Raw genomic sequence first — 25,930 nt, 5'->3', positions numbered from 1 at the left:
CTCCCTCAGTGAGCGGGCGCCGCGGCAGCGGCCTCGATGTGCGAGCGCGTCACGCGCTTGCGGAACACCCAGTACGTCCACCCCTGGTAGGCCAGCACCAGCGGCAGGAAGATGAGCGCCGCCCACGACATGATCGTCAGCGTGTAGTCGGTGCTCGACGCGTTCTCGATCGTGAGGCTGTACGCCGGATCGGTCGTCGACGGCATGACGTACGGGAACAGTGCGAACCAGACCGCCAGCACGGCCGTCACGATCGTCACCGCGCCGAACCCGAATGCCCAGCCCTCGCGGCTGCGCGCGTTGGAGATCCACGAGGCGATGAGCAGCACCGCCGCGATCGCCGACAGGATCGCCGTCAGGACCGCGAGGTCGCGGCCCTGGGCGAAGGCCATGACGACCGTCCACACCAGGAACGCGGCGGCCACCACGATCGTGAGGAGGCCCGCGCGCGAGGCGAGCCTGCGGGCGTCGACCGCGACCTGTCCGTCGGTCTTGAGCGCGACGAAGTACACGCCGTGGGTGAAGAACAGCAGCAGCGTCGTGAGTCCGCCCAGCAGCCCGTACGGGTTGAGGAGCGTCAGGAGCGACCCGGTGAACTCGTGGTTCGCATCGATCGGCACGCCCTGCACGATGTTGGCCACCGCGACGCCCCACAGGAATGCCGGCACGGCCGAGCCGACGACGATCATCGTGTCGAACCCCTTCTTCCAGCGCAGGGAATCGCGCTGGTGGCGGTACTCGAACGACACCCCGCGGAGGATGAGGGCGAGGAGGATCAGCAGCAGCGCGAGGTAGAAGCCGCTGAACAGCGTCGCGTACCACTCCGGGAACGCGGCGAACAGGCAGGCGCCGGCGACGATGACCCATGTCTCGTTGAGGTCCCACACCGGGCCGATGGTGTTGATGACCTGGCGGCGGCTGATGTCGTTCTTGCCGAGGAACGGCAGCGACATGCCGACGCCGAAGTCGAAGCCGTCGAGCACGAAGTAGCCGACGAAGAGGAAGCCGACGATCCAGAACCAGAGGTACGCGAGATCCATGATGTGCTCCTGAAGCCCTTAGTAGACCGTCGTCGGGGTGTCGGCGACCGCGCGTTCGCCCTGATCGGGGGCATCCGGATCCGGCAGCGGCTCCGGACCCTTCTTGGCGGTCTTCATGATGAGGCCGACCTCGACGATCGCGAGCGCCGCGTAGATCGCCGTGAACGCGACGAGCGAGATCAGCACGGTCCAGCCGGGCACCGAGGGCGAGACGCCGTCCTCGGTCAGCATGAGGCCGAACACGATCCAGGGCTGACGGCCCATCTCGGTGAAGACCCAGCCGACGAGGATGGCGAAGAGCGATGCCGGCCATGCCCAGATCGCGAGACGCCATGCCCAGGCCGGGACCTCGCGCTTGGCCTTCTTGCGCGTCAGCCACAGACCGACGACCGCGACGAGCGCCGCGATGCCGCCGAGGCCGATCATCCAGCGGAACGCCCAGTAGGTGACCCACAGGACGGGGGCGAAGTTGCCGTCGACCTGGTCGGCGAACTGGGGGAACATCTCGGTCGTGTAGAGGGCGTTGAGGTCGTTGATCCCCTCGACGCAGCCGTCGAGCGAATGCGTCGACAGCAGCGACAGCAGGTAGGGCACGCGGATCGAGAAGAGCTCGCTCGTGCCGTCGGGGGTGCCGAGGGTGAAGATGGAGAACGACGCGTCCGCGCCGCACACCGTGTCGAACGTGGCCTCGGCGGCCGCCATCTTCATCGGCTGCGTCGCCACCATCACGAGGCTCAGCTGGTCGCCCGAGATCGCGACGCCGGCGAACGCCGCGATGAGGCCCCACAGCCCGAAGCGCAGCGACGAGCGCATCATCTCGACGTTCTGCTTGCGCAGCAGGTGCCAGGCCGAGATCGACACGATGACGCCTGCCGTCATCATGAACGCGGCGAACAGCGTGTGCGGGAGCGCGGCGAGCGCGACCGGGTTGGTGAGGACCGCGAAGAAGTCGGTCATCTCGGCGCGGGAGCCGTCCTCGGCCATCTTGAACCCGACCGGGTTCTGCATGAACGCGTTCGCCGCGAGGATGAAGTACGCCGAGAACCACGCGCCGATGGTCGCGATCCAGATGCTCGCGAGGTGCAGCGCGCGCGGCAGCTTGTCCCACCCGAAGATCCACAGGCCGATGAACGTGGCCTCGAAGAAGAAGGCCATGAGGCCCTCGAAGGCGAGCGGGGCGCCGAAGACGTCGCCCACGAAGCGCGAGTACGCCGACCAGTTCATGCCGAACTGGAACTCCTGCACGATGCCCGTCACGACGCCCATGGCGAAGTTGATGAGGAACACCTTGCCGAAGAAGCGAGTGAGGTGGAGCCACTTCAGCTTGCCGGTGCGGAACCATGCCGTCTGGAAGATCGCGACCGTGAGCGCCATGCCGAGCGTCAGCGGGACGAACAGGAAGTGGTACAGCGTCGTGAGGCCGAACTGCCAGCGAGCCAGCAGCAGAGGGTCCAGCAGATCCATGGTGGGATTCCGTTCGGTTCCGGACTGGTTGCGACCACCGTAGCATGTGGTCAGACCACACGGGACCCCTCCGGGGGAGCGGCCCGTGCGCCTCCACCTTCCCAGTCCTGGAGCGGGTTCGCGCGCTGCCCCGCCGTGAATAATCCGCCGCGTCGCGCCCGCCCGTGCGCCGCCCGGCTACCCTCGAACCATGGCGGTGCGGACGGAGCGATCGGGGCGGCGCGCGTGAGCGCGATCCCCGTCGTGATCGGAAAGCGGATGCCGGTGGCACCGGCGCCGGTCGGCGCCGCGTCGTCCCCCGCCGGCCCCGGGGCGCCGCTGATCGACACGCACGGACGTGTGCATCGCGATCTGCGCATCTCGCTGACCGACCGGTGCTCGCTGCGCTGCACGTACTGCATGCCCGAGCAGGGCAACGAGTGGCTCGCCAAGACGAGCATCCTGACGCTCGACGAGATCGAGGCCGTCGCGCGCGTCGCGGCCGCGGACGGCATCACGACCTTCCGGCTCACCGGCGGCGAGCCGCTGCTGCGCACGGACATCGTCGACGTGGTGCGCCGGCTGGCCGCGATCGCGGGACCGGACGGCCGACCGGTCGACATCGCCATGACGACCAACGGCATCCGGCTGCGGGAGCTCCTCCCCGGCCTCGTCGACGCGGGACTGAACCGCCTCAACATCTCGATCGACACGCTCCGCCGGGATCGTTTCCGCGAGCTGACGCGACGCGACCGGCTGGACGACGTGCTGGACGGGATCGCGGCGGCTGCGGCATCCCCTCTCCGTCCGCTGAAGCTGAACGCGGTGGCGATGCGCGGCGTCAACGACGACGAGCTCGTCGACCTCGTGGAATTCGCCGTCGCGCACGGCGCGCAGATGCGCTTCATCGAGCAGATGCCGCTGGACGCGGGGCACACGTGGGACCGGTCGAGCATGGTGACCCAGGACGAGATCCTCGGCAGGCTCGCCGAGCGCTGGACGCTGACGCCCGTGCCCGGTCGCGGCCGCGCACCCGCCGCACGCTGGACGCTCGACGGCGGCCCCGACACGGTCGGTGTCATCGCCTCGGTGACCGCACCGTTCTGCGGCGACTGCGACCGCCTGCGCCTCACCGCGGACGGCCAGCTGCGCAACTGCCTCTTCTCGACGACCGAGTATGACCTGCTGCCCCTGCTGCGCGGCGATGCCCATCGACAGGCGCAGGGACCGGTCGCCGCGCCTGACGAAGCCGGGATCGACGGGATGCTGCGGTCCTGCGTGCGCGGCAAGCTCCCGGGTCACGCGATCAACGACCCGTCGTTCCTGCAGCCGGCGCGCGGCATGAACGCGATCGGCGGCTGACATGGGCCGGGTCACCACGCGCACGCCGGTCACGCGCATCGCGCTCGGAGCGGAAGGCGCCGCCGTGCGGCGCCGCGCCGACACCGTCGCGGTAGAGGAGCCGCTGGAGATCCGCATCGCCGGCGAGCCGCTCACCGTGACGATGCGCACGCCCGGGCACGACCGGGAGCTGGCTGCGGGGTTCCTCGTGTCGGAGGGGGTCATCGGCTCGTCCGACGATGTGCGTGCCGCGATCCACTGCGGCGGGCCCGGCACCGCGCCGGCCGGGACCCCGTTGATCGCCCTCGGCGCCGCGCCGATCGCGACGCTCGCGCCCGCCCCGACCGAGAACACCTACAACGTGCTCGACATCGCGCTGGCGCCGGGCCCGGCCGCCGCGGTCGCGGGCCTGGCCCGCGCGTTCGCCACGACGAGCGCGTGCGGCGTGTGCGGCGCCGCGTCGATCGACACGATCGAGAAGCGGTCGCGCCATGACGTGTCGGTGGATGCCGTCACCGTCGAGCCCGCCCTTCTCGCCGCGCTCCCCGACCGGCTGCGAGCCGGGCAGGCCGCGTTCGACAAGACGGGCGGCCTCCACGCCGCGGCGCTGTTCGACGCGGAGACGGGCGAGCTGCTCGTGCTGCGCGAGGACATCGGCCGTCACAACGCGGTCGACAAGGTCATCGGCTGGGCCGTGCTCGACGACCGCCTGCCGCTGTCGGGGACCGTGCTGCAGGTGTCGGGGCGCGCGAGCTTCGAGCTCGTGCAGAAAGCCGTCATGGCCGGCATCCCGATCCTGTCCGCGGTGTCGGCGCCCTCGTCGCTCGCCGTCGAGCTCGCGACCCGGTCGGGGCTCACCCTGGCGGGCTTCGTGCGCGGCGCGTCCATGAACGTGTACGCGCGGCCGGACCGCGTGACCGTCTGAGTCAGGCGTCGGCGGTCAGCTGCACGACGCACTGGGTCGGATCGCACGACGGTGCGATTCCCTCGACCCGCAGCGGGCCGCCGGCCTGCGCCAGCACCGCGTCCATCAGGCCGATGTGCACACCGCACAGCACCCCGCGCTGCGTGCCGGACGGCGCGTGCGGGCACGGGGTGAGGTCGACGGTGAGGTCGCGTTCGTCGACGATCGGGTCGAAGCCGGCGTCGCCGAGGTCCTCCACGAGGGCGTCCAGCTGGTGCAGCGCGTCGGTGCCCATCGCCTCGGCGCCGGGCTCGGCGTCCGAGCCGTACAGCCGGCGCATCAGGTCGCCGCGGCGCGCCGCCGCCTCCGCGCGACGGACGGCGACGGGGCTCGACGCGTCGTGGTCGCCGGTGGCCGCCGAGTACAGCACCCGCGGCCGTCCGCGCGTCGTGCGGCGCTCGGTCTCGGCGATCACGTACCCGGCGTCGATCAGCCGCTGCACGTGCTCGCGCACCGTGTTGGCGTGCAGCCCGGTGGCCTCGACGAGCTCCGGGATCGCCCGCTGCGGCCGCGCCTGGAGCAGCCGCATGATCTCGACGCGCGAATAGCTGGAGATCGCGCTGTAACCGGTCCCCATGCCCCCATTATCCCCGGATGCCACAGCCCGCGGCCGTCCCGGCACCCGGGGCGGCGGGATCAGAAGACGAAGAGCTGGCCCATCACGAGCGTGACGACGAAGAACAGGCCGACGACCGCGGCGATGATCGCGAGCGTCTTGCCCGACAGCTTCGCGACGCCCCAGCCGACGAGGAACGGCAGTGCGAGCAGGAAGACCGCGACGATCCACCAGAACGCGACGTAGCCGCCCTGGGTGGCCTCGGAGAGGCGGCCGCCGAACAGCTGCTGCGTCATCGGGTGGGTCGCGAAGCGCACGGCCGCCGAGATCGGCACCGCGACGAACGCGAAGACGATGAGGCCGATGAGGGTGCCCCACAGTGCCGGGCTGCCGTTGCCGGAGAGGACTCCACCGTGGAGCTCGGTCTCCTGCTGCTGCTTCTTGCCTGATGCCATGCGCATGATCCTAGTGGCGCACAGGTCCCGGACGCGCTCGGCCCCGCGCGCAGGAGTTGCGCGCCGAGCCCGGCGGAGGGTCCGCCGTCGCTCTGGGCGCAGGGTGCGGTGCCGGGACGCGCATGGTGGGATGGGTCCGATGACTCCGCCGCACCCCTCCGCCGAACATCCCGCCCTCGCACCGCGCGCCTCGGCCGTCGACATCGCCGCGGCCGTCCGTCGTCGGGAGGTGAGCGCCGTCGAGGTCGTGGCGGCCCATCTGGAGCGGATCGAGCGTGCGAACCCTCACCTCGGCGCGCTCACCGTCGTGTTCTCCGAACAGGCGCGGGAAGCGGCATCCACCGTCGACTCCGCGCTCGCCGCGGGCCAGGACGTGGGACCGCTCGCCGGCGTGCCGATCTCGATCAAGGAGAACATCGACCTGACGTGGTCGGCGACGACGAACGGCTGGCGCGGCATGGCGGAGGCGATCCCGCCGCGTGACGCGACGATCGTGCGGCGCCTGCGCGCCGCCGGGGCGGTGCCGGTGGGACGCGGCAACATGCCCGACTTCGGCATGCGCTGGGACACCGACAACGACGTGTTCGGCCGCACCCGCAATCCGTGGAACCCGCGGCGCAGCGCGGGCGGCTCCAGCGGCGGCGACGCCGTGTCGGTGGCCACGGGCATGAGTGCGATCGGCCTGGGCAACGACTTCGGCGGCTCGCTGCGCCTGCCGGCCTATGCCGCCGGCGTCGTGGGGCTGCGACCGTCGCGGGGGCGCGTGCCGCGTGCCGCGGTCACGGGGCACCCGGTCGCGCTCACGCTGCAGGAGTTCTCGGTCAACGGCCCGATGGCGCGCACCGTCGACGACGTCGCGCTCGCGCTCTCGGTGATGCAGGGAGTGGATGCTGACGACCCGGTGTCGCTGGAGGCACCGCGGCTGCGCGACCTGCCTCGGCGCGTCGGGGTCGTGCGCCGTTCCGGTGCGGGGGTGGACCCCCAGGTCGCCGCCGGGATCGACCGGGCGGCGGCATCCCTCACCGCCGCCGGCTGGGAGGTCATCGAGGTCGAGGCGCCCCGCCTGGAGGAGGCCGCCGTGCTGTGGCGGCGGCTGTCGTGCACCGACATGCTCATGTCGCTCGACCCCGCCGACCTCGGTATGCCGCTCGGACGCTCGGCGACCGCCTTCCTGCGCGACAGCACGGCCGCCGCGCGACCCTACGACGCGGCCAGGGAGTACGCCGAGGCGTGGGCGCGACGGGCGGCCGTCGCCGCGGACTGGCGGCGGCTGCAGGCCGAGGTGCCAGTGATCCTCGGTCCGGTGTCGACATCGCGCATGCGTGAGCCGGACTACGACCTCGGCGGGCAGGAAGCGGCAGACCGGGCGTGGCAGGACCTGTGGCTCACGGTGGCCGCGAACTTCCTGGGGCTCCCCGCACTCGCGCTGCCGGCCGGACTCGGCGACGACGGCATGCCGGCCGGCGTGCAGCTCATCGGGCCGATGTTCGCCGAGGACGCGCTGTTCGACGCGGGTCGTGCGGTGGAGCGTGGCGTCCCGCCGCTGCCGCCGCTCTCGGCGTGAAGCCGCGGGCGAGTAGCCTCGGCGGGAGGCGGCCCGCGCGGGCGCACGGCGTGTATCTGCGGCATCCGCGGCTCCTCCTCTCTCACGGAGCACGCCGAACGGAGAGCCATGCCCATCACGCTGCCCGACCTGCGGGGACGCACCGCCGTGGTCACCGGTGCGAGCGACGGCGTGGGCGTCGAGATCGCCCGAGGTCTCGCCGGGGCCGGTGCCGACGTCGTGCTGCCGGTGCGCAACCGCGCCAAGGGTGAGCGCGCCGTCGCCCGGATCCGCGAGACCCATCCGGACGCGCGGCTGACGCTGCGGGACCTCGACCTGGCGCGGCTCGATTCGGTCGCGGCGCTCGCCGACGCGCTGCGGTCCGACCGTGCTCCGATCGACCTCCTCGTCCTGAACGCGGGCATCGTGCTGCTCGGCGACCCGGAGCGGCACGTCACCGACGACGGGTTCGAGCTGCATTTCCAGACGAACTTCCTCGGGCACGTCGCGCTCACCACGCAGCTGCTGCCGCTGCTGCGCGAGCGGGCGCCGGGCGGCGCCGAGCCCCGTGTGGTCGTGCAGTGCAGTCTCGCGGCCGGGGTGTCGCGCGTCGACTGGGACGACCTGCAGAGCGCGCGACGATACCGCCCGCTGCGCGCCTATGGGGCGTCCAAGGTCGCGCTCGGCCTGTTCGGCTGCGAGCTCGCGCGCCGGTCCGCCGCCGGCGGCTGGGGCGTCGGCGTGCAGCTCAGCCACCCCGGTGTGGTGCCCGACACCGGCATCGCCCCGGCGCTGCGCGCACGGGCGAAGGGCGGCGCGCAGCACGGGGTCGCGCGCTTCGTGGGCAACACCCCCGAGCGCGCGGCCGAGTCCGCGCTGCTCGCCGCGGTCGCGCCGGCGACACCGGGCGCACCGGACCTCTTCGGGCCGTCGGGGCTGCTCCACTTCGGCGGACCCGCCGCGCGGCAGCGACCGTACCGGCGGATCACCGATCCCGCCGACGGCACCCGCATGTGGGCGGTCGCCGAGCGCCTGCTCGCCCAACGCGTGCGACCCGCCTGAAGGTCTTCGGATCCGCCCGCGTCAGGGGAACGGCGTCTCGGGCTCCGTGCCCGGGAACATCGGCTCCTCGGGGTTGGGAGCGAGCGGCTCCTCGGGCCAGGGCGACGGCGGCTCGTCGGGCAGGGCCGGGAACGGCTCGTCCGGCGAGGGCTGTCCGGGCCCGGGCGGGCGCTCCCCGGGCGGAACCTGGCCGGGCAGCGGTTCGGGGATCGTGGGGTCGGTCATTCCTGCCTCCAGCGTGCCGCGATCGGCGGCACGGACTCAGCCTCCGGCATGCCTGCGCGGCGCACCACCCCCTTGACGCGGCGGCGCCGGAGCGTCCCCAGGGCGCATTGTGCGCTTCGAACCCGGGAGAGCTCCGAGCCGGGCGGCGCGGGGGATCCGTAGGCTGGAGGTGTGGCATCCGTTCTCAACATCTCGACGTATCTCTTCACGCGCCTCGACGACATCGCCGCGCTGAAGCCGGTGCTGCGCGAGCGTGCGGTCACGGCCGGGCTCAAGGGCACGATCCTGCTCGCGGAGGAGGGGATCAACCTCTTCCTGGCCGGCGACGCCGAGGCCGTGCGCGGATTCGTCGCCGATCTGCGCCGCGACCCCCGGTTCGACGGGCTCACCACGAAGGAGAGCTGGTCGCAGGCGCAGCCGTTCGGCCGCATGATCGTCAAGATCAAACGCGAGATCATCCGCATGGACCACCCGACGATCCGCCCCGAGGCGGGCCGCGCCCCGGCAGTCGACCCCGCGACGCTCCGCCGCTGGCTCGACGAGGGCGCAGACGACGGCGGGCGGGAGGTCGTGCTGCTCGACACCCGCAACGCGTTCGAGGTCGACTACGGCGCCTTCGATGGCGCGCTGGACTGGCGCATCGAGCGGTTCACCGAGTTCCCGGATGCCGCAGCCGCCGCGATCCCGGACCTGCAGGGCAAGACCGTGGTGAGCTACTGCACGGGTGGGATCCGCTGCGAGAAGGCCGCCATCTACCTGCGTGAGATCGGCGTCGAGGCGTTCCAGCTCGAGGGCGGCATCCTCGGCTACTTCGAGCACGTCGGCGGTGCCCACTGGAACGGCGAGTGCTTCGTGTTCGACGAGCGCGAAGCGCTCACCCCGAGCCTGGAACCCCTGGCGGCCCTTCGACAGGCTCAGGGACCGGTCGGACAGGCTCGGGGACCGGTCGCACAGGCTCCGGGACCGGTCGGACAGGCTCAGGCACCGGTCGCTGAGCCTGTCGAAGCGTCACAGACGACACCGGTGGAGGCGCGCGCATGACCGGGCAGGCACCGGAGACCGCTCCCACGACCACGGCGCGCCCGAACGTCGCGGCCATCGTGCTCGCCCTCGTCCTCGACGTCGTGCTGGTCGTCGCCTTCGCCGCGACCGGCCGCGCGAGCCACGACTCGGACGTCTGGTCGGGGCTGTGGCAGACGGCGTGGCCGTTCCTGGCCGGACTGGGCATCGGCTGGCTCGTCACGCTCGCGTGGCGCGCGCCCACGGCCCCTGTGCGCACGGGTCTCGGTGTGTGGGCGGCCACCGTCATCGGCGGGATGCTGCTGCGCGCAGCATCCGGTCAGGGCATCGCCCTGCCGTTCATCATCGTGGCGTCGGTCACGCTGCTGGTCGCGCTCGTCGGCTGGCGCCTCATCGCGACGCTCGTCCGCCGGCTGCGTCGCGGCTGAGCGGCTCAGGCGGTGTGGCGCAGCCCGGTCTCGATCACGATCCGGTTGCCGTCGATCACTCCCGGACCATCACCCGGTGTCGGTGCCGGCGCCGGCATGATCTGCTCGGCCTCCCACACCACGCGGGCGTCCTCGGCCGTCGGCTGGAAGACCATGTCGATCGCGGCCATGCCGCCCGACGAATGGGTCGGAGCTTCGCCGCGCCGGCGTCGCCGATACGCGTCGAACGCGAACCAGAGGAAGTACACGGGCAGCGCGAAGAGCAGGGTCACGAACCCCGTCATCACCACCTGGCCGAACGGCATGGCTCCAGCCTAGGTCGGGGTCACGGAGCGGGGTAGGTCTCGGCCGACACATCAGCGGCGAGCGGAGGAACGAACCACGCGCTGAAGAACGCCGGAGACCCGTCGGCGGCGACTCTGCCGAGCGAGCCCGGCTCGCCCCCGACGATCCGCCCTCCGGAATCGCGGGCCACGACGGTGACGCGCGCGTACCAGAGGTCGCTCGCGAAGTGCCCGGTGACGTACCCCGACACCCGGGTGCCGTCCTCGCCGGCCGAGATCCGGGTGTCGGTCACCGTGAACGAACCGGTCTCGATGGACGGCGAGACCGTCGCCGTCGCCGCTTCGGGCACCGTCACCTCGATCGCGGAGACCGCGGTCGTGCCGGTCATGACGTTGTGCAGCACGAGCGCGGACCGCCCCTGGAGCGCGTTCACATGCTCCGATGCCGTGGCGATCTCGGCGCCGCTCGCGTCGACGGCGCGCACGCCGATGTCGACGCCCGCGAAGATGTGGTCGGCGTTCGGGTTGTCGAGGACCACGACGATCCATATCCCGCTGCCGCTCGCCTCTGCGCCGAACGCGGTCTCGGCCACGGTGAGCGCGACAGGGGTGGCGAGCGCCACGTCGCCATCGGGGATGCCGTCGGTGCCGGGCGCCGCGAAGTCCCCGGCCAGAGGTTCTTCGTACTCCTCGTCCTGCACATACGGCTCCACATATGGTTCCGAGGGTTCGTAGCCGCTCGACGAGCCGAAGGCACCGAACGCCTGCAGGACCGTCACGACGAGGGCGATCAGACCGCCCAGGATCGACAGCGCCAAGCCTGTGCCGGCGAAGCCTTTGCCGCCGCGTCGCGCGCTCGCGAGCGCCGCGATCGACACGATGAAGGCGATGAGCGTCAGCAGGATCGCGAATCCGGCCGTGATCGGCACGAACGCGAGGATGAACCCGACGAGCGCGAGCACGAAGCCGGTGACCGCCACGCCCTTCGGCCGCGGATCGCGGCCTGGGCCGGGCGCTGCGGGATACGCGGACGAGGCCGTGGTCGTCGCATACCCCGGAGGCAGGGAGGTCGGCGAAGGCCCACCCGGCGACGCCGCATAGGCCGGGGGCAGTGCGGGCGCCGCGTACGCCGCGGCGGTTCCCTGGGGCGTCGGAGGTGAAGCGGGGACCGCGGGCCGAAGCGCGGCCGAGACGTACTCGTACGGACGAGCGACGGCCGGCGCCTCGACGCCCGGCGGCGGAGGCGAGTAGTAGCCCAGGTCGGGGTCGGTGCGCTCGAGCGCCTCGTCGTGAGGGACGTTCGGATCGGTCATGGGCGCCTTCGACGGGGGAACGACTCGCTGATCAACCTAGCGAACGGCGGGCGTCGCGTCTCCGGCATCCACGAAAGAGGGGCACGACGGCGGTGCCGTCGTGCCCCTCCGTGGCGGATCAGCTGAAGCCGTTGGCTGCCAGCCAGTCCTTCGCGATGTCCTCCGACGAGCGCTGGTCCACGGTGGACTCGACGTTCAGGGCGATGAGGCCCTCGGGGGTGAGCTTCGCGCTCACCGGGTTGATGACGTCGGCGATCTCGTCGGCGATGTCGGCGTTGACCAGCGGCACCACGTTCGACGCGAGGAAGAGGCCCTTGGGGTCCTCGAGCGTCACGAGGTCCTTCGTCTTGATGAGCGGGTCGGCGCTGTACACGTCGGCGACCTGGATGTTGCCGGCGACGAGCTCGTCGACCGTCGTGTCGGCGGTCGCCGAGAACGACACCGTGACGCCGTAGACGTCCTTCAGCCCGGTGGGGCCGTACGGGCGCGTCTCGAGCTCGGGGGCGCCGCCCAGCACCAGGCCGTCCACGTTCGCCAGGTCGGCGATCGACGTCAGGTTGTGCTCCTCGGCGAAGGCGGACGTCACGTTGTACGAGTCCTGGTCGGTCGCGGGCGACTGGTCGAGGACCGTGAGACCGTCGGGCAGCGCGTCCTTCAGGGCGGCGTACACGTCGTCGGACTGGGTCGCCGTCGTGTCCTTGTCGAAGAACTGCAGCAGGTTGCCCGTGTACTCGGGGAACAGGTCGATCGACCCGTCCTCGATCGACGGCATGTACAGGTCGCGCTGGCCGATGTTGAAGTTGCGGTCGACCGTGAAGCCGGCACCCTCGAGGGCCTGTGCGTAGATCTCGGCGATGATCTCGTTCGAGTAGTACGCCTGCGATCCGATGACGATGGTCGACGACTCGGTGGCGCCCGCGTCATCGGTGCTCTCGCCGCTGAGGGGGTCGCTCGAGGCGCATCCGGCGAGGGCGAGCGCCGCGACGGCGGTGCTCGCGAGGGCGAGAACCAGGCGGGTTCGTGCGGTGGACATGTCGTACCTCCGGTGGGTTTGGGTTCAGTGGGACGTCTGGGCGACGGGGTGCGGCGCGGGCTGAGCCCGGGTCGTGCGGATGCGAGGCCCCGTGGTGCGTGGGACGGCGTAGCGGGCGAGGAGGGCGAAGAGGCCGTCGAGTACGAGGGCAAGTACGACGACGACGATCGCCGCGCCGAGGATCTCGGCGAAGTTGCGGGTCTGGAGGCCCTGGATGAGGAAGAAGCCGAGTCCACCCAGGCCGACGTAGGCCGCGATCGTCACCGTTGCGACCACCTGCAGGGTGGCGGAGCGCAGTCCGCCGATGAGGAGCGAGAGACCTAGTGGCATCTCGATCCGGAACAGGATCTGCCACTCGGTCATTCCCATCGCGCGGCCTGCGTCGATCACCGTGCGGTCGATCGCCTCGATTCCGGCGTACGCGCCGGCAAGGATCGAGGGGATCGCGAGGACCACGAAGGCGGTGACCGCGGCTTCGGTCTTGAGGGTGACGCCGGCGAGCATCACGAGCAGGACGACGAGCCCGAGGGCCGGCAGCGCGCGTGCGGCACCCGACAGGAAGACGGCGACCTCGCGTCCGCGGCCGGTATGGCCGATCAGGTACCCGATCGGGATCGCGATGACGGCTGCGATCAGCACCGAGCCGAATGTGAAGGCGAGGTGCTGGGCGATCGCCATGGGCAGCGTGAGTGACCCTTCCAGCCGGTCCGGCGAGAAGATCCACGCAAGTGCGTCCACGAAGAGGTTCATGCGTGGGCCCACTGCATCCGGTCGAAGCGGGGCGTCACGGTCCGGCGCGACCACGGCATGAGTGCCCGCCCGAGGAGCATGAGCACGAGGTCGACGACCAGTGCGACGACCACGACGGCGACGACGCCCGCGAACACCTCCGCGATGATCCGCCGCTGGGCTCCGTTCGTGAAGAGGTACCCGAGGTTCTGCACGCCGATGAGCGCGCCCACCGTGGCGAGCGAGATCGTCGACATGGCGGTGACGCGCAGTCCCGCGAGGATCACGGGGCCGGCGAGCGGGAAGTCGACGGTCCAGAATCGGCGCCACGGCCCGAACCCGACCGCGATCGCCGCGGAGCGGCTCACCTCGTCGACCGAGGCGAGACCGTCCGTCACGGAACGCGTCATGATCGCGACCGCGTAGATCGCGAGCGCGACGATGACATTGGTCTCGGACAGCACGGGGAAGCCGAAGATCGGGGGCAGCACGAAGAACATCGCGAACGACGGGATCGTGTACAGCAGTCCGACGATGGTGAGGACGGTGCCGCGCAGCTTCGTGTACCGGAACGCGAGCCATCCGATGGGCACCGCCAGCACGAACCCCGCCACCACCGCGATCGCGCTCTGCCGCAGATGGTCGACGGTGAGCGCCCAGATCAGGTCGAGGTTGTCGAGCACCCAGCTCACGCGGAGTCCTCCACCAGCACGCCCTGCGCACGCCCGGCCGCGTCGATGAGGACCGTGCCGTGAGCCGTCGGCTTGGCGCGCAGCGCCCGCGCGCCGCGTTCGACCCCGATGAAGTCGGCGACGAACTCGCTCGCCGGGTTCTCGATGATCTCGTCGGGCGTGCCGATCTGCGCGATGCGCGCGCCCTTCTCGAGGATCACGACCTGGTCGCCGAGCAGGAACGCCTCATCGATGTCGTGTGTGACGAACACGATCGTCTTCGCGAGCTCGCGCTGCAGGCGGATGATCTCGGTCTGCAGCTCGCGCCGCACGATCGGGTCGACGGCGCCGAAGGGCTCGTCCATCAGCAGGATGTTGGGGTCGACGGCGAGGGCGCGGGCGACGCCGACGCGCTGCTGCTGACCGCCCGACAGCTGGCTCGGGTAGCGCTTCGCGAGTCCGCGCTCCAGGCCCACCACGTCCATGAGCTCGAGGGCGCGATCTCGTGCCTGCGCCCGCGGGACGCCATTCAGCACCGGCACGGTCGCGATGTTGTCGACCACTGAGAAGTGGGGGAGAAGGCCCGCGTTCTGCAGCACGTACCCGATCCCGCGCCGGAGCTTCACCGGATCGCGCTCGGAGATCGGCTCGTCGTCGATCGTGATGGTGCCGCCGGAGGGCTCGATGAGGCGGTTGATCATCCGCAGCAGCGTGGTCTTGCCGCTGCCCGACGAGCCGACGAGCACCGTCGTCTTGTGGGCGGGCATGAGCACGCTGAAGTCGTCGACGGCGACGGTGCCATCCGGATACCTCTTCGAGACCGCGCGGAATTCGATCGCCATGCTGCCCTTTCGGCCGGATTTGCCAGCGGGGTTCCCAGATAACCACACCCCTCCGACACGTCGACAGGATCACGCCGCGTGCCGGAGACGCAAGGGGGTCGCATCGTGTCCGCGGGCGGCGATACGTTGGGGCGCATGACTGCTCGGGAATACGACCTGATCGTGATCGGCGGGGGACCGGTCGGTGAGAACGTGGCGGACCGCGCCGTGCAGGGCGGTCTGTCGACCGTGGTCGTCGAGAGCGAGCTGGTCGGGGGCGAGTGCTCGTACTGGGCGTGCATCCCCTCCAAGGCCATGCTGCGGCCGGGCGCCGCGCTGCGCGCCGTGCGCGATGTGCAGGGCGCGTCGGGCGCCGTCACCGGCGGCCTCGACGCCGCGGCGGTGCTCGCCCGGCGCGACACGTTCGTCCACGACTGGGACGACACCTCGCAGGTCGAGTGGCTGCAGGGCGCCGGGATCGACCTCGTACGCGGCCACGGACGCCTCACGGGCGAGCGCGAAGTGACCGTGACCGGAGCCGACGGCAACACGACCGTGCTGGTGGCCCGCCACGCCGTCGTCGTGTCGACCGGTTCCGCCGCACTCCTCCCCGACATCCCCGGGCTGCGCGACGCGCAGCCGTGGACGAGCCGCGACGCGACGGGCATGCGCGAGGTGCCGGCATCCCTCGCGATCCTCGGCGGCGGCGTCGTCGGCAGCGAGATGGCGACGCTGTTCGTCTCGCTCGGCATCCCGGTCACCGTCATCGCGCGGTCCGGACTGCTGCGGGGCGCCGAGCCGTTCGCGGGCGAGGCGGTCACGAAGGCGCTCCGGGATGCCGGCGCCGATGTCCGCACCGGCGTCGAGGTCGAGCGCGCCCAGCGCGCCGCGGACGGCGACGTCGTGCTGACGCTTTCGGACGGCTCCGAGGTGCGCGCCGCCGAGGTGCTCGTCGCGACGGGGCGCGTGCCCCGCACCGGCGACATCGGACTCGACGTCGTCGGACTCGCACCGGGATCCTGGCTGGACGTCGACGACACGCTGCGCGTCCGCGGCGTGGACTGGCTCTACGCCGTCGGCGATGTCAACCGCCGCGCGCTGCTCACGCATCAGGGCAAGTACCAGGGCCGGGCCGCCGGCGACGTCATCGCCGCGCGGGCGCGCGCCAGGGCGGTCGACGACCGGCCGTGGGGAGCCCACGTCGCGACAGCAGACCACTCCGCCGTCCCGCAGGTCGCCTTCACCCATCCCGAAGTGGCCTCGGTCGGCCACACCGAGGCGTCGGCGAAGAAGGCGGGGCTCGACGTCCGCGTGGTCGACTACGACCTGTACTGGGTCTCGGGTGCGAGCGAGGTCGCCGACCACTACTCCGGGCAGGCGCGGGCGATCATCGACGAGCAGCGTCACGTGCTCGTGGGCGCCACGTTCGTCGGGCAGGACGTCGGCGAGCTGCTGCACTCCGCCACCATCGCGATCGTCGGCGAGGTGCCGATCGAGCGGCTGTGGCACGCGGTGCCGTCGTATCCGACGATCAGCGAGGTGTGGCTGCGGCTGCTGGAGGCGTACGGCAGGCCCACCCTGGAATGAGAGAAGTGGATGCCGCGGCCCGGGCGTGCGGCATCCACTCGTCTCAGCGGCGGACGGGGATCACGCGGCGTCGTTCCACGACCAGATGTCGTCGCCGCGGAGCGTCGCGTCGGCGCCGCCGTCGCAGTAGATCGTCTGGCCCGCCATGTGGGTGTTCGCCGGGCTCGTGAGCCACACCAGCAGCTCGGCGATCGACGACGCGGGCTGGTGGTGGTTCAGCGGCATCGGCACGGCGGCGTCGACCATCGCCGCACCCTCGGGCGTGGCGAGCAGCCCGGCGGTCATCGGCGTGATGACGGTGCCGGGGGCGACGGCGTTGAGGGGGATGCCGGAGCCCGCCCAGTCCTCCGAGATCGAGGCGCGGCGCACCCAGCGCGACAGGGCGCGCTTGGACGACGGGTAGTTGAGGTAGCCGACCTCGGGGCCCTGCGCGGCCAGCTCGTCGCCCCGGGCGAGGGCGGCTGCCTCGTCGCCGGAAAGCGCCGCCTCGACGAGCGCCGCGTCGACCGGCTGCAGCGAGGCCATCGACGACACCACGGCGGCTCGCGGCGCCTCCGATGCGCGCAGCGCGGGGAGGAGGGCGGTGAGCAGCTCGGTCACGCCGAAGAAGTTGATCGACATCGTCTTGCCGATCGGCGCGGAGATGCCTGCACAGGCGATCACGCCGTCAACGACGCCGCCGGTCCGGGCGATCGCACGGGCGGCGGCGTCCGCGCGCCCCGCGGGGGTGGACAGGTCGGCCTCGACCTCGGCGCCCTGCAGATCGATGCCGACGACGGTCTCGCCGCGACCGCGCAGAAGTTCGGCGGTGGCGGCGCCGATTCCGGATGCGGAACCGGTGACGACGTAGGTGCGGGGCATTTCAGTCTCCTTCTGTGGGCGACGGGATCGCCGTCGCGCGGTGCCGCGGGTGGGCGGCGGGTTCTTCTCGGGCGGGGTCCGCGGGAGTCAGGGATGCCGGGGACTCCGTGAGGAGTCCGTCGACGAAGCGGTGCAGCAGGGCGCCGAAGGCGTCGATCTCGGCGGGCGACCAGTCGGCCAGCACGTGGTCGACCATGTCGTGTCCGGCGGTGACCAGTCGGCGGTACGCGTCGAGGCCACGCGGGGTGAAGGCGACGGTCGCCGCCCGGCCGTCGTCCGGGTGTGCGCCGCGCGTGACGAGGTCGTCGGCGAGCAGCCGGGCGACGAGCTTCGACATCGTCGGACGCGTGACGTTCAGCTCGTCGGCGAGCACGCTCGGGCGGGCGGCGCCGCCATGCAGCCCGAGCGTGTACACGGCCCGGATCTCGGTCGGATCGAGCGCGACGCCGACGCCGCTCGCGATGCGCGCCTGGACGGTGCTCGACGACCACCGCGACATGAGTCGCGTGAGCGAGGAGAGCAGGTCGGCGCGGGGTGCGGCATCCATGTCTCGAGTCTACGACGGTAATTGCCTCAGGCAACCAAATCTCGAGAAGTGGTTGCCTGCCGATATATCGCTATGTATCGTCGGGCTATCGGTAGGCGCTCGTCAGGAGGTCGTCATGAGCGGTACGTACCCGGGGTTCGGACCCCGTCACCGGAACCAGGCGGGGCAGAGTCTGCCCGGCGGGCTCTTCGAGGCGATGGACCAGCTGCGTGACGCGTTCGAGCAGCGCTTCTCGCCACGCGTCGCCCGCGGCGACGTGCGGGCCGCCGTGCTCGCGGTGCTCGCGGAGCAGCCCATGCACGGCTACCAGATCATCCACGAGATCGAGGAGCGCAGCGGCGGCGCGTGGAAGCCGAGCCCCGGTTCGGTCTACCCGACGCTGCAGCTGCTCGCCGACGAGGGACTGGTGATCGCCGAGGAGTCCGGCGGCAAGAAGACCTACTCGCTCACCGACGCCGGCCGCGCCGAGGTCGACGCGGGCGAGGACCGCACCGCTCCGTGGGAGTCGTTCGGCACGCACGACGCGGGCCGCGCCACGGCGCTCCCCAAGGCGGGCGCCAAGCTCGCGCAGGCCGCAGCCCAGGTCGCGCGCGGGGGCACCCCCGACCAGGTCGCGCAGGCCGTCGACGTGCTCGACGAGGCGCGGCGTAAGCTCTACTCGATCCTCGCTCAGGACTGACGGGTGCCGGCGCAGCACGTCGGCGACGGGGGCGCGCGATCGGATCGCGGGCACGCGGGATCTAGGAGAGTCGGATGGCAGACGCCGGCAACACGCGCGCCCGCTATCGGCGGATCCTGAGGTTCGCCGCCCGCTACATGGTGCAGGCGTGGTGGTTCGAGCTGGTCCTGCCGCGCTTCGGGCTGAGCGCACTGGCGGCCCGCAACCGGTCGAAGCGCCTCGAGCACATCGCGCAGAGGTTCCATGTGCTCGCCGTGTCGCTCGGCGGGCTCATGATCAAGGTCGGGCAGTTCCTCTCGTCGCGCCTCGACGTGCTGCCGCCCGAGATCACGACCGAGCTGGAGGGGCTGCAGGACGAGGTGCCGCCGGTGGCGTTCCCCGCGATCCGCGCGCTCGCCGAGACGGAGCTGCGCATGCCGCTCGAGCGCGCCTTCGCGTGGGTGGACGAGACGCCGGTGGCCGCGGCATCCCTCGGCCAGGCCCACCGCGCGCGGCTGAACCCGGAGGATGGCGCCGACACCGGCTTCGCGGACGTCGTGGTGAAGGTGCAGCGGCCCGGCATCGAGCAGATCGTCGACGTCGACCTCGCGGCGCTGCGGCGCGTGGCGACGTGGCTCAGCCGCGTGCGCGTCGTGCACGACCACGTCGACCTGCCGGCGCTCGTCGAGGAGTTCGCGAGCACGAGCCGCGACGAGATCGACTATCTGCGGGAGGCGCGCAACGCAGCGCGGTTCGCCGAGAACTTCGCGGGTGACGAGCGCGTCAGCGTGCCCGAGGTCGCATGGGAGCGCACGACCCGGCGTGTGCTGACGCTCGCCGACGTGACGGCGGTCAAGATCACCGATGTCGACGGCCTGCGCGCGGCCGGGATCGACCCGGCCGAGGTCGCGAAAGAGTTCGCGAACGTGATGTTCGACCAGCTGTTCGTCGACGGGTACTTCCACGCCGACCCCCACCCGGGCAACATCTTCGTGACGCCTGCCGCACCCGGCGCCGCAGCCGGCGCGCAGCCGTGGAGGCTCACCTTCGTCGACTTCGGGATGATGGGCGAGGTGCCGGCCACCCTGCGCACCGGCCTGCAGCAGCTGATCATCGCGGTCGCCGCGCGCGACAGCAAGCGGATGGTGGCGAGCATCCAGGACGTCGGCGCATTGCTGCCGTCAGCCGACACCCGTGAACTCGAGCGGGCGATGACGGCCCTGTTCGCCCGGTTCGGCGGCATGGGCTTCGCAGAGCTGCAGAAGGTCGACCCGCGTGAGTTCCAGGCCTTCGCGACCGAGTTCGGCGACGTGGTGCGATCGCTGCCTTTCCAGCTGCCCGAGAACTTCCTGCTCATCGTGAGGGCCATCTCGCTCACGAGCGGCGTGTGCAGCGCGCTCGATCCGGCGTTCAACGTGTGGGACGCCGTCGAGCCGTACGCCGACCAGCTGCTGCGTGATCAGAGCGGCAACCTGGTGCAGGGGTTCGCGAAGGAGGCGGTGTCGGTCGCCGGGGTCGTCGCTCGCCTGCCGCGCCGACTGGACGAGATGGTGTCGCAGATCGTCGACGGCAAGCTCGTGGCCGACGTGCCCAAGCTCGACCAGAAGCTGCGCAGGCTCGAGCGCATGGGCCGTCGCGCGGTGTCGGCCGTGCTGTTCGCGGGACTGCTGATCAGCGGCGCCGTGCTGCGCTCCGAGGACCTCGTGATCGGGACCGCGCTGATGATCCTGTCGATCCTGCCGCTGCTGCACGCCCTGTTCTCGGGATTCCTTCGACGCCCCGGCGAGTGACAGCCCGCGGTCGGTCGCCGTCTTCGGCACCGCAGCCGCTACGGTGTGACCCAGGAACTCGTGTCGGGGGTGCGTGTGGTCTGGGCGGTGATCGTGCGGGTCGCGGACCTGCTCGTGCAGCTCGCCCTGATCTGGCTGGGGCTCGTGGTGTTCCTGGCTGAGGACGCAGAGGACACGGTGCCCGCGCTGGCGGGCTGGTCGCTCCTCGCGGGGTTCTACTGGCTGGCGTCGGTGATCGCCGTCGCGGTGACGGTCCGCCGTCCACATGACGCGGCGCCGCGCTGGGTCGCCCGCGTCGACCTGCACCCGGTCGTGAACGCCGTCACGGTGAGCACGACGTTCCTCGCGAGCCTCGTGGGCATCATCGCCGCGACCGAGATCCTGGTGCTGCGCGACGACCCCCAGTGGGCCGGATGGGTGGAACCGGTGGCGATCATCGCGATGCTGCTGTCGTGGGCGCTGTACCACTGGGGCTTCGCGCGCATCTACGAGCGCCGCTACCGGCGCGCGGTCGTGCCGCCGCTGGTGTTCCCGGGCACCGGCACACCGCGCATCGCCGACTTCGTGTACTTCTCGTTCACGAATGCGACGAACTTCTCGGTCTCGGACGTGCAGGTCATGACGACGCGCATGCGCTGGACGGTCGTGTGGCACACGACCACGAGCTTCTTCCTCAACGCGCTGATCATCGTGCTCGCCTTCAGCACGATCATCAACGGGTGAGCCGGCTCCGGAGACGTCGATGGCCGGGACGGATGCTCCGTCCCGGCCATCGTCGCGCGCGTCAGAGCGGGCGGATGTTGGCTGCCTGCATGCCCTTCGGGCCCTGCTCGGCGTCGAACTCCACCTTCTGGTCCTCGCGCAGCTCCTTGAAGCCGTTGCCCGCGATCGCGCTGAAGTGTGCGAAGAGATCGGCCGAGCCGTCATCGGGAGCGATGAAGCCGTAGCCCTTCTCGGAGTTGAACCATTTCACGGTGCCAGTGGCCATCGTGTCTTTCCTTTTGTTCTGTGGACCGCGTGTGCGGCCCGGGGTGCCGCTCCGACGTGTGCGGAGCGGACGAAGGTGGGGCACGCCGCGCGTACGGGAGCGCGGAGTGCGGGTGATGGATGCCGCGACGGCGTGCGCGGCGGCGCTGCGGTCGGCGAACACGCCGAGGTGCTCGCCGCGGGCACTGTGCGCCTCGAAGCCGTCGGCGACGATGTGGACGAAGCCGGCGTACTCGCCGGCCGACGTGGCGACGAAGACGTCGTGGTCGGCCTGGCGCCAGTCGAGCGGGGGATGAAGGGATACGGATGCAGGGTGAATGAGTGTCAAAACGTGTGGGTGCGCGGACGAGACGAGGACGTGGTCGTTCGCGGGAGTCGGAGGAAGGATGCGACCGCGGTGGCGGTGAGGCGTCGAGCGCTCTGTTCTCCGCAATGAGGCAGAGGAGATCGACGCGGCGGCCCGATCGGGCGACCGCAACCGTATCACAGTTCTCTGGCTCCCCGCCTGGGAACGAGAGGATGCCGCGACCCGGCGGGCCGCGGCATCCCCTCGTCGTCCGGTGCTACGCCGTCGCGTCGGCGCGCTTGGGCAGGACCCACCCGGCGCGCGGGAAGTGGCACGTGTACCCGTTGGGGTAGCGGATCAGGTAGTCCTGGTGCTCGGGCTCGGCCTCCCAGAACGGGCCCTCGGACTCGATCGTGGTGACGGCCTTGGCCGGCCACAGGCCCGAGGCGTCCACGTCGGCGATCGTGTCGCGGGCGACCTCGGCCTGCTCGGGGGAGAGCGGGAAGATCGCGGAGCGGTAGCTGGTGCCGATGTCGTTGCCCTGACGGTTCTTCGTCGACGGGTCGTGGATCTGGAAGAAGAACGCCAGGATGTCGCGGTACGAGGTCGCTGCGGGGTCGAAGACGATCTCGACCGCCTCGGCGTGGCCGGGGTGGCGCTGGTAGGTCGCGTGGGCGTTCTCGCCGCCGGTGTAGCCGACGCGGGTCGACAGCACGCCGGGCTGGCGGCGGATGAGGTCCTCCATGCCCCAGAAACAGCCGCCGGCGAGGATCGCCGTCTCGGTGCCGGGGGTGCGGGTGATCTCTCCGGTGTCGAAGGGTCCGCTGGTCATGATGCGTTCTCCTGGTTCTCGGGGTTCTGGTCGCTGAGCGTCTCGAAGCGGTCGAGGTAGGCGCCGTAGCCCTCGTCGTCGAGCGACGAGACGGGCACGAAGCGCAGTGCGGCCGAGTTCATGCAGTATCTCAGGCCGCCGGCATCCCGGGGGCCGTCCGGGAAGACGTGACCCAGATGACTGTCGGCGCCCGAGGAGCGCACCTCGGTGCGGGGCATGAACAGCGACCGGTCCTTCTTGGTGGTCACCGCGTCGGGCTCGATGGGGCGGGTGAAGCTCGGCCATCCGGTTCCGCTGTCGTACTTGTCGGCCGACGAGAAGAGCGGCTGGCCCGAAACCACGTCGACGTAGATGCCGGGCGCGTGGTTGTTCCAGTACTCGTTGCGGAACGCCGGCTCGGTGCCGTCGTCCTGCGTCACGCGGTACTGGGCGGGGGTGAGGCGGCTGAGCGCCTCGGGGGTCTTGCGGTAGTCGTCACTCACGATTCCTCCTGGGTCGACGCGGCTGGCTGCGGCGTCATGAAGAAGAACGGATGCCTCGGCTGTTTTGGTCCCGCGAACCTGGGACCGGGCTGTGAGTTCCGGGGGCGTCTCAGGCGGATCCGAGCTCGCCGGTCAGCCGGCCGTGGAACGCGGCCGCTGCATCGGTCATGCCCGCCAGCTCGACCGCAATGCCCCGCTGCGCGTACTTCGTGACGATCGCATCGAGTGCGGCGACCGTCGAGGCGTCCCACACATGGGTGCGCGACAGGTCGATGACGACGTGCGCGGGATCCGACGCGTACTCGAACTGCGTCGTGAGGTCGTTGCTCGACGCGAAGAACAGCTCGCCGTCGACGCGGTAGCGCGCGGTGCCGCCGTCGACCGTGCGGGTCACCGTGGTGAAGTGGGCGACACGTCGGGCGAACAGCACCATCGCGGCGAGCACGCCGAGGATCACGCCGACCGCGAGGTTGTGCGTCCAGACCGTGGCGATCACGGTGACGAGCATGACGGCGGTCTCGCTGAGGGGCAGGCGCCGCAGCGTCGACGGTCGGATGCTGTGCCAGTCGAACGTCATCGCCGACACCACGATCATCACGGCCACGAGCGCCGCCATCGGGATGAGGCCGACGATGTCTCCGAGCGCGACGACGAGCACCAGCACCCACACGCCCGCGAGGAGCGTCGAGATGCGCGTGCGACCGCCCGAGGTCTTGACGTTGATCATCGTCTGGCCGATCATCGCGCAGCCGCCGGTGCCGCCGAAGAAGGCCGACACCACATTGGCGACCCCGAGGCCCCACGCCTCGCGGGTCTTGCGGGAGTGCGTGTCGGTGAGGTCGTCGACGAGCTTCGCGGTCATGAGCGACTCCAGCAGCCCCACGAGGGCGGCGGCCAGCGCGAACGGGGCGACGATCTGCAGCGTCTCCCACGTCAGCGGCACATGCGGGACGAGCAGCTCGGGCAGGCTGCGCGGCAGCTCGCCCTGGTCTGCGACGTTCGGCACCGACATGCCGAACACGACGACCGCGGCCGTGAGCAGCACGATCGCGACGAGCGGGGCCGGGATCGCGCGCGTGATGCGGGGCCAGACGAGGAGGATGCCGAGCCCCGCAGCGACGAGGACGTACACGGCCCACGGCACGTCGATGAGCTGGGGCAGCTGCGACAGGAAGATGAGGATCGCGAGCGCGTTGACGAACCCGACCATGACGCTGCGCGGGATGAAGCGCAGCAGGCGCGCGACGCCGAGCACGGCGAACAGCACCTGGAGCACCCCCGCGAGCGCGATGGTCACGATCAGGTAGTCCGGCCCGTGCTCGCGCGCCACGGGCGCGATGACGAGCGCGACGGCCCCCGCGGCGGCCGTGATCATCGCCGGGCGCCCGCCGGTGAACGCGATCATGACGGCCAGCACGAACGACGAGAACAGACCGACGCGGGGGTCGACGCCGGCGACGACCGAGAACGCGATCGCCTCGGGGATCAGCGCGAGCGCCGTGACGAGCCCGGCGAGCACCTCGCGCGTCAGCACGCGGGGACTGCGCAGCGCCTGCAGGACGGTGGGCGTGACCCGGTAGCGGTCGGTGGGTTCGGCGATGGCGGCGGACACGAGGTCTCCTGTCGGGTGCGCATCGTTGCGCCGCAAGGGATCGAGAAGAGGATGCCGCGCCGCGCGCGGCCTCCACGACTCTAGCCGGGACGCGCCGGGCACCCGCGGGCGTAGGCTCGGGGTGATGTCGGCCGCCACGTTCACAGGGCATCTGCCCGGCGACCGCGCATACCGCCGGCTCATCGCGGGCCTCTTCTTCGCGGGCATCGCGACGTTCGCGCAGCTGTACTCCCCGCAGGCGGTGCTGCCGCTCATCGCGGCCGAGTTCGACGTGCCGCCGGCGACCGCGGCGCTCGCCGTCTCGATGACGACGCTGGGGCTCGCCGTGACGGTGATCCCGTGGTCGGCGGTCGCCGACCGGGTGGGCCGGGTGCCGGCGATGGCCGCCGGCATCCTCATCGCCACCGTCTTCGGGCTGCTCGCGCCGTTCAGCCCCGACATCGGCATGCTGATCGTGCTGCGGCTGCTGGAGGGCGTCGGCCTCGGCGCGGTGCCTGCGATCGCGCTCGCGTATCTCAGTGAAGAAGTGGATGCCGCCCACACGGCGGCCGCGGCCGGCAGCTACATCGCGGGCACGACGATCGGTGGCCTCGCCGGACGACTGGTCGCCGGTCCGGTCGGGGACGTCGCGGGCTGGGAGGCGGGCGTCCTGGCGGTCGCGGTGGTGTGCGCACTGTCGGCGGTCGCGTTCCTTGTGCTCGTGCCCCGGGCGCGCGGCTTCGTGGCGCTGCGGCATCGGCGGCATCCCGGGCCGTCGCTCGCGCACCGGCTGGCCGAGAACCTGCGGTCCCGGCGCCAGCTCGCCCTGTACGCGCAGGGGTTCCTGCTCATGGGCGGGTTCGTCGCGCTCTACAACTACCTCGGCTTCAGTCTCACCGAACCGCCGTACTCGATGCCGCACGGGGCCGTCAGCCTGCTGTTCCTCGCCTATCTGGCGGGCACGGTGGCCTCTCCGGTGGCCGGCGCGCTGGCGACGCGCTTCGGGCGGTTCCCGGTGCTCATGGCGTCGATCGTCGTGATGGCGGCCGGAGCGGCGCTCACGCTGCCGCCGGCGGTACCGGTGATCCTCGTCGGACTGCTGGTGTTCACGGCGGGGTTCTTCGCCGCGCATGCCGTCGCGTCGGGCTGGGCGCCGGTCGCGACCGGCCCCGATGCGCGGGCGCAGGCGTCGTCGCTGTACTACCTGGGGTACTACGGCGGGTCGAGCCTGTTCGGGTGGGCGCTCGGGTTCGTGTTCGCCGCGCTCGGATGGGCGGGCGTCGCCGGCGCGGTGCTGGCGCTCATCGCACTGGCCGCGCTGCCGGCGGCGCTGTGGCTGCGCGCAACCTCGTCCTCGGATACGTGACGGCGGCGCTGTTCG

Annotated in this window: 28 protein-coding genes; 11 read left to right on the top strand and 17 right to left on the bottom strand. The window is 71.4% G+C overall.

Annotation, left to right across the window (positions count from 1 at the left end):
* Positions 1–5: 5 nt before the first annotated feature.
* Both cydB and ACFWJ8_RS10715 read right to left on the bottom strand, forming a co-directional pair.
* Positions 6–1,040: a cytochrome d ubiquinol oxidase subunit II gene (gene cydB, locus ACFWJ8_RS10720; RefSeq protein WP_378811217.1), complete on the bottom strand. Its 1,035-nt coding sequence runs from the start codon at positions 1,038–1,040 to the stop codon at positions 6–8.
* 18 nt (positions 1,041–1,058) lie between these two features.
* The gene (locus ACFWJ8_RS10715; protein WP_378811215.1) at positions 1,059–2,504 is read right to left on the bottom strand and encodes a cytochrome ubiquinol oxidase subunit I; all 1,446 of its coding nucleotides are present in this window, start codon (positions 2,502–2,504) and stop codon (positions 1,059–1,061) included.
* Positions 2,505–2,762: 258 nt separating this feature from the next.
* On the opposite strand from ACFWJ8_RS10715, the gene moaA reads away from it, so the two are divergent.
* Positions 2,763–3,845 carry a GTP 3',8-cyclase MoaA gene (gene moaA, locus ACFWJ8_RS10710; RefSeq protein ID WP_378811332.1) on the top strand — a complete coding sequence of 361 codons (1,083 nt, stop codon included), beginning with the start codon at positions 2,763–2,765 and terminating at the stop codon, positions 3,843–3,845.
* Position 3,846: 1 nt separating this feature from the next.
* Entirely contained in the window at positions 3,847–4,749 is a 903-nt protein-coding gene (gene fdhD / locus ACFWJ8_RS10705; protein WP_378811213.1) for a formate dehydrogenase accessory sulfurtransferase FdhD, read from the top strand.
* Between the two features lies 1 nt (position 4,750).
* Here the strand turns inward: fdhD and ACFWJ8_RS10700 are convergent, their stop codons facing one another.
* Together ACFWJ8_RS10700 and ACFWJ8_RS10695 are read right to left on the bottom strand one after the other, a co-directional pair.
* Positions 4,751–5,365 carry a winged helix-turn-helix transcriptional regulator gene (locus ACFWJ8_RS10700; RefSeq protein ID WP_378811211.1) on the bottom strand — a complete coding sequence of 205 codons (615 nt, stop codon included), beginning with the start codon at positions 5,363–5,365 and terminating at the stop codon, positions 4,751–4,753.
* A 59-nt stretch (positions 5,366–5,424) separates the two neighbouring features.
* Positions 5,425–5,799 carry a hypothetical protein gene (locus ACFWJ8_RS10695; protein ID WP_378811210.1) on the bottom strand — a complete coding sequence of 125 codons (375 nt, stop codon included), beginning with the start codon at positions 5,797–5,799 and terminating at the stop codon, positions 5,425–5,427.
* Positions 5,800–5,938: 139 nt separating this feature from the next.
* Between ACFWJ8_RS10695 and ACFWJ8_RS10690 the strand changes: the two genes are divergently transcribed.
* Positions 5,939–7,363, top strand: a complete 1,425-nt coding sequence (locus ACFWJ8_RS10690; RefSeq protein ID WP_378811208.1) for an amidase — start codon at positions 5,939–5,941, stop codon at positions 7,361–7,363.
* A gap of 108 nt (positions 7,364–7,471) precedes the next feature.
* Positions 7,472–8,404, top strand: a complete 933-nt coding sequence (locus ACFWJ8_RS10685) for an SDR family oxidoreductase (protein WP_378811207.1) — start codon at positions 7,472–7,474, stop codon at positions 8,402–8,404.
* Between the two features lie 21 nt (positions 8,405–8,425).
* Here the strand turns inward: ACFWJ8_RS10685 and ACFWJ8_RS10680 are convergent, their stop codons facing one another.
* Positions 8,426–8,629 carry a hypothetical protein gene (locus ACFWJ8_RS10680; protein WP_378811205.1) on the bottom strand — a complete coding sequence of 68 codons (204 nt, stop codon included), beginning with the start codon at positions 8,627–8,629 and terminating at the stop codon, positions 8,426–8,428.
* 171 nt (positions 8,630–8,800) lie between these two features.
* Here ACFWJ8_RS10680 and ACFWJ8_RS10675 point away from each other — a divergent pair, with 171 nt between their 5' ends.
* Entirely contained in the window at positions 8,801–9,670 is an 870-nt protein-coding gene (locus tag ACFWJ8_RS10675; RefSeq protein ID WP_378811203.1) for a sulfurtransferase, read from the top strand.
* Entirely contained in the window at positions 9,667–10,077 is a 411-nt protein-coding gene (locus ACFWJ8_RS10670) for a DUF3054 domain-containing protein (RefSeq protein ID WP_378811201.1), read from the top strand. Before ACFWJ8_RS10675 ends, ACFWJ8_RS10670 begins: the two co-directional genes overlap by 4 nt.
* A gap of 5 nt (positions 10,078–10,082) precedes the next feature.
* Here the strand turns inward: ACFWJ8_RS10670 and ACFWJ8_RS10665 are convergent, their stop codons facing one another.
* The 6 genes from ACFWJ8_RS10665 to ACFWJ8_RS10640 form a co-directional block, all read right to left on the bottom strand.
* On the bottom strand, positions 10,083–10,382 hold the full coding sequence (locus tag ACFWJ8_RS10665) for a hypothetical protein (RefSeq protein WP_378811200.1): 300 nt from the start codon (positions 10,380–10,382) through the stop codon (positions 10,083–10,085).
* Between the two features lie 20 nt (positions 10,383–10,402).
* The gene (locus ACFWJ8_RS10660; protein ID WP_378811199.1) at positions 10,403–11,674 is read right to left on the bottom strand and encodes a DUF308 domain-containing protein; all 1,272 of its coding nucleotides are present in this window, start codon (positions 11,672–11,674) and stop codon (positions 10,403–10,405) included.
* 118 nt (positions 11,675–11,792) lie between these two features.
* A complete protein-coding gene (locus ACFWJ8_RS10655) occupies positions 11,793–12,707 on the bottom strand; it encodes a glycine betaine ABC transporter substrate-binding protein (protein ID WP_378811198.1) in 915 nt (304 codons plus the stop codon).
* A 24-nt stretch (positions 12,708–12,731) separates the two neighbouring features.
* Positions 12,732–13,457, bottom strand: coding sequence for an ABC transporter permease (locus ACFWJ8_RS10650; protein ID WP_378811197.1), 726 nt, complete (start codon positions 13,455–13,457; stop codon positions 12,732–12,734).
* The gene (locus ACFWJ8_RS10645) at positions 13,454–14,128 is read right to left on the bottom strand and encodes an ABC transporter permease (protein ID WP_378811196.1); all 675 of its coding nucleotides are present in this window, start codon (positions 14,126–14,128) and stop codon (positions 13,454–13,456) included. The genes ACFWJ8_RS10650 and ACFWJ8_RS10645 overlap by 4 nt, the downstream gene beginning before the upstream one ends.
* Positions 14,125–14,949: an ABC transporter ATP-binding protein gene (locus ACFWJ8_RS10640; protein ID WP_378811194.1), complete on the bottom strand. Its 825-nt coding sequence runs from the start codon at positions 14,947–14,949 to the stop codon at positions 14,125–14,127. The genes ACFWJ8_RS10645 and ACFWJ8_RS10640 overlap by 4 nt, the downstream gene beginning before the upstream one ends.
* Positions 14,950–15,084: 135 nt before the next feature.
* Between ACFWJ8_RS10640 and ACFWJ8_RS10635 the strand changes: the two genes are divergently transcribed.
* Positions 15,085–16,515, top strand: a complete 1,431-nt coding sequence (locus ACFWJ8_RS10635) for a dihydrolipoyl dehydrogenase family protein (RefSeq protein ID WP_378811193.1) — start codon at positions 15,085–15,087, stop codon at positions 16,513–16,515.
* A 60-nt stretch (positions 16,516–16,575) separates the two neighbouring features.
* Here the strand turns inward: ACFWJ8_RS10635 and ACFWJ8_RS10630 are convergent, their stop codons facing one another.
* Both ACFWJ8_RS10630 and ACFWJ8_RS10625 read right to left on the bottom strand, forming a co-directional pair.
* Positions 16,576–17,376, bottom strand: coding sequence for an SDR family oxidoreductase (locus ACFWJ8_RS10630; RefSeq protein ID WP_378811191.1), 801 nt, complete (start codon positions 17,374–17,376; stop codon positions 16,576–16,578).
* A 1-nt stretch (position 17,377) separates the two neighbouring features.
* Positions 17,378–17,923, bottom strand: a complete 546-nt coding sequence (locus tag ACFWJ8_RS10625; protein ID WP_378811189.1) for a MarR family winged helix-turn-helix transcriptional regulator — start codon at positions 17,921–17,923, stop codon at positions 17,378–17,380.
* A 115-nt stretch (positions 17,924–18,038) separates the two neighbouring features.
* On the opposite strand from ACFWJ8_RS10625, the gene ACFWJ8_RS10620 reads away from it, so the two are divergent.
* The 3 genes from ACFWJ8_RS10620 (at position 18,039) to ACFWJ8_RS10610 (ending at position 21,094) form a co-directional block, all read left to right on the top strand.
* Positions 18,039–18,602 (top strand): PadR family transcriptional regulator, encoded by a 564-nt coding sequence (locus tag ACFWJ8_RS10620; protein ID WP_378811188.1) that lies wholly within the window; start codon positions 18,039–18,041, stop codon positions 18,600–18,602.
* Positions 18,603–18,676: 74 nt separating this feature from the next.
* The gene (locus ACFWJ8_RS10615) at positions 18,677–20,371 is read left to right on the top strand and encodes an ABC1 kinase family protein (protein ID WP_378811187.1); all 1,695 of its coding nucleotides are present in this window, start codon (positions 18,677–18,679) and stop codon (positions 20,369–20,371) included.
* 45 nt (positions 20,372–20,416) lie between these two features.
* Complete coding sequence (locus tag ACFWJ8_RS10610) at positions 20,417–21,094, top strand: DUF1345 domain-containing protein (RefSeq protein ID WP_378811186.1); 678 nt, start codon at positions 20,417–20,419, stop codon at positions 21,092–21,094.
* Between the two features lie 61 nt (positions 21,095–21,155).
* On the opposite strand, the gene ACFWJ8_RS10605 is transcribed toward ACFWJ8_RS10610, so the two are convergent.
* The 4 genes from ACFWJ8_RS10605 to ACFWJ8_RS10590 form a co-directional block, all read right to left on the bottom strand.
* Positions 21,156–21,359 (bottom strand): cold-shock protein, encoded by a 204-nt coding sequence (locus ACFWJ8_RS10605; protein WP_026305728.1) that lies wholly within the window; start codon positions 21,357–21,359, stop codon positions 21,156–21,158.
* Between the two features lie 562 nt (positions 21,360–21,921).
* A complete protein-coding gene (gene msrA, locus ACFWJ8_RS10600; protein WP_378811184.1) occupies positions 21,922–22,476 on the bottom strand; it encodes a peptide-methionine (S)-S-oxide reductase MsrA in 555 nt (184 codons plus the stop codon).
* Positions 22,473–22,958: a peptide-methionine (R)-S-oxide reductase MsrB gene (gene msrB / locus ACFWJ8_RS10595; RefSeq protein ID WP_378811182.1), complete on the bottom strand. Its 486-nt coding sequence runs from the start codon at positions 22,956–22,958 to the stop codon at positions 22,473–22,475. The genes msrA and msrB overlap by 4 nt, the downstream gene beginning before the upstream one ends.
* Before the next feature lie 109 nt (positions 22,959–23,067).
* Positions 23,068–24,570: a SulP family inorganic anion transporter gene (locus tag ACFWJ8_RS10590; protein WP_378811181.1), complete on the bottom strand. Its 1,503-nt coding sequence runs from the start codon at positions 24,568–24,570 to the stop codon at positions 23,068–23,070.
* 124 nt (positions 24,571–24,694) lie between these two features.
* Here ACFWJ8_RS10590 and ACFWJ8_RS10585 point away from each other — a divergent pair, with 124 nt between their 5' ends.
* Positions 24,695–25,915, top strand: coding sequence for an MFS transporter (locus ACFWJ8_RS10585; protein ID WP_378811180.1), 1,221 nt, complete (start codon positions 24,695–24,697; stop codon positions 25,913–25,915).
* Positions 25,916–25,930: the final 15 nt, after the last annotated feature.

The organism is Microbacterium sp. NPDC058389 (genome assembly GCF_042722305.1).
Lineage (GTDB): Bacteria > Actinomycetota > Actinomycetes > Actinomycetales > Microbacteriaceae > Microbacterium.
The sequence above is the reverse complement of the archived record's forward strand: the minus strand, read 5'-3'. Positions and strand labels throughout refer to the sequence as shown.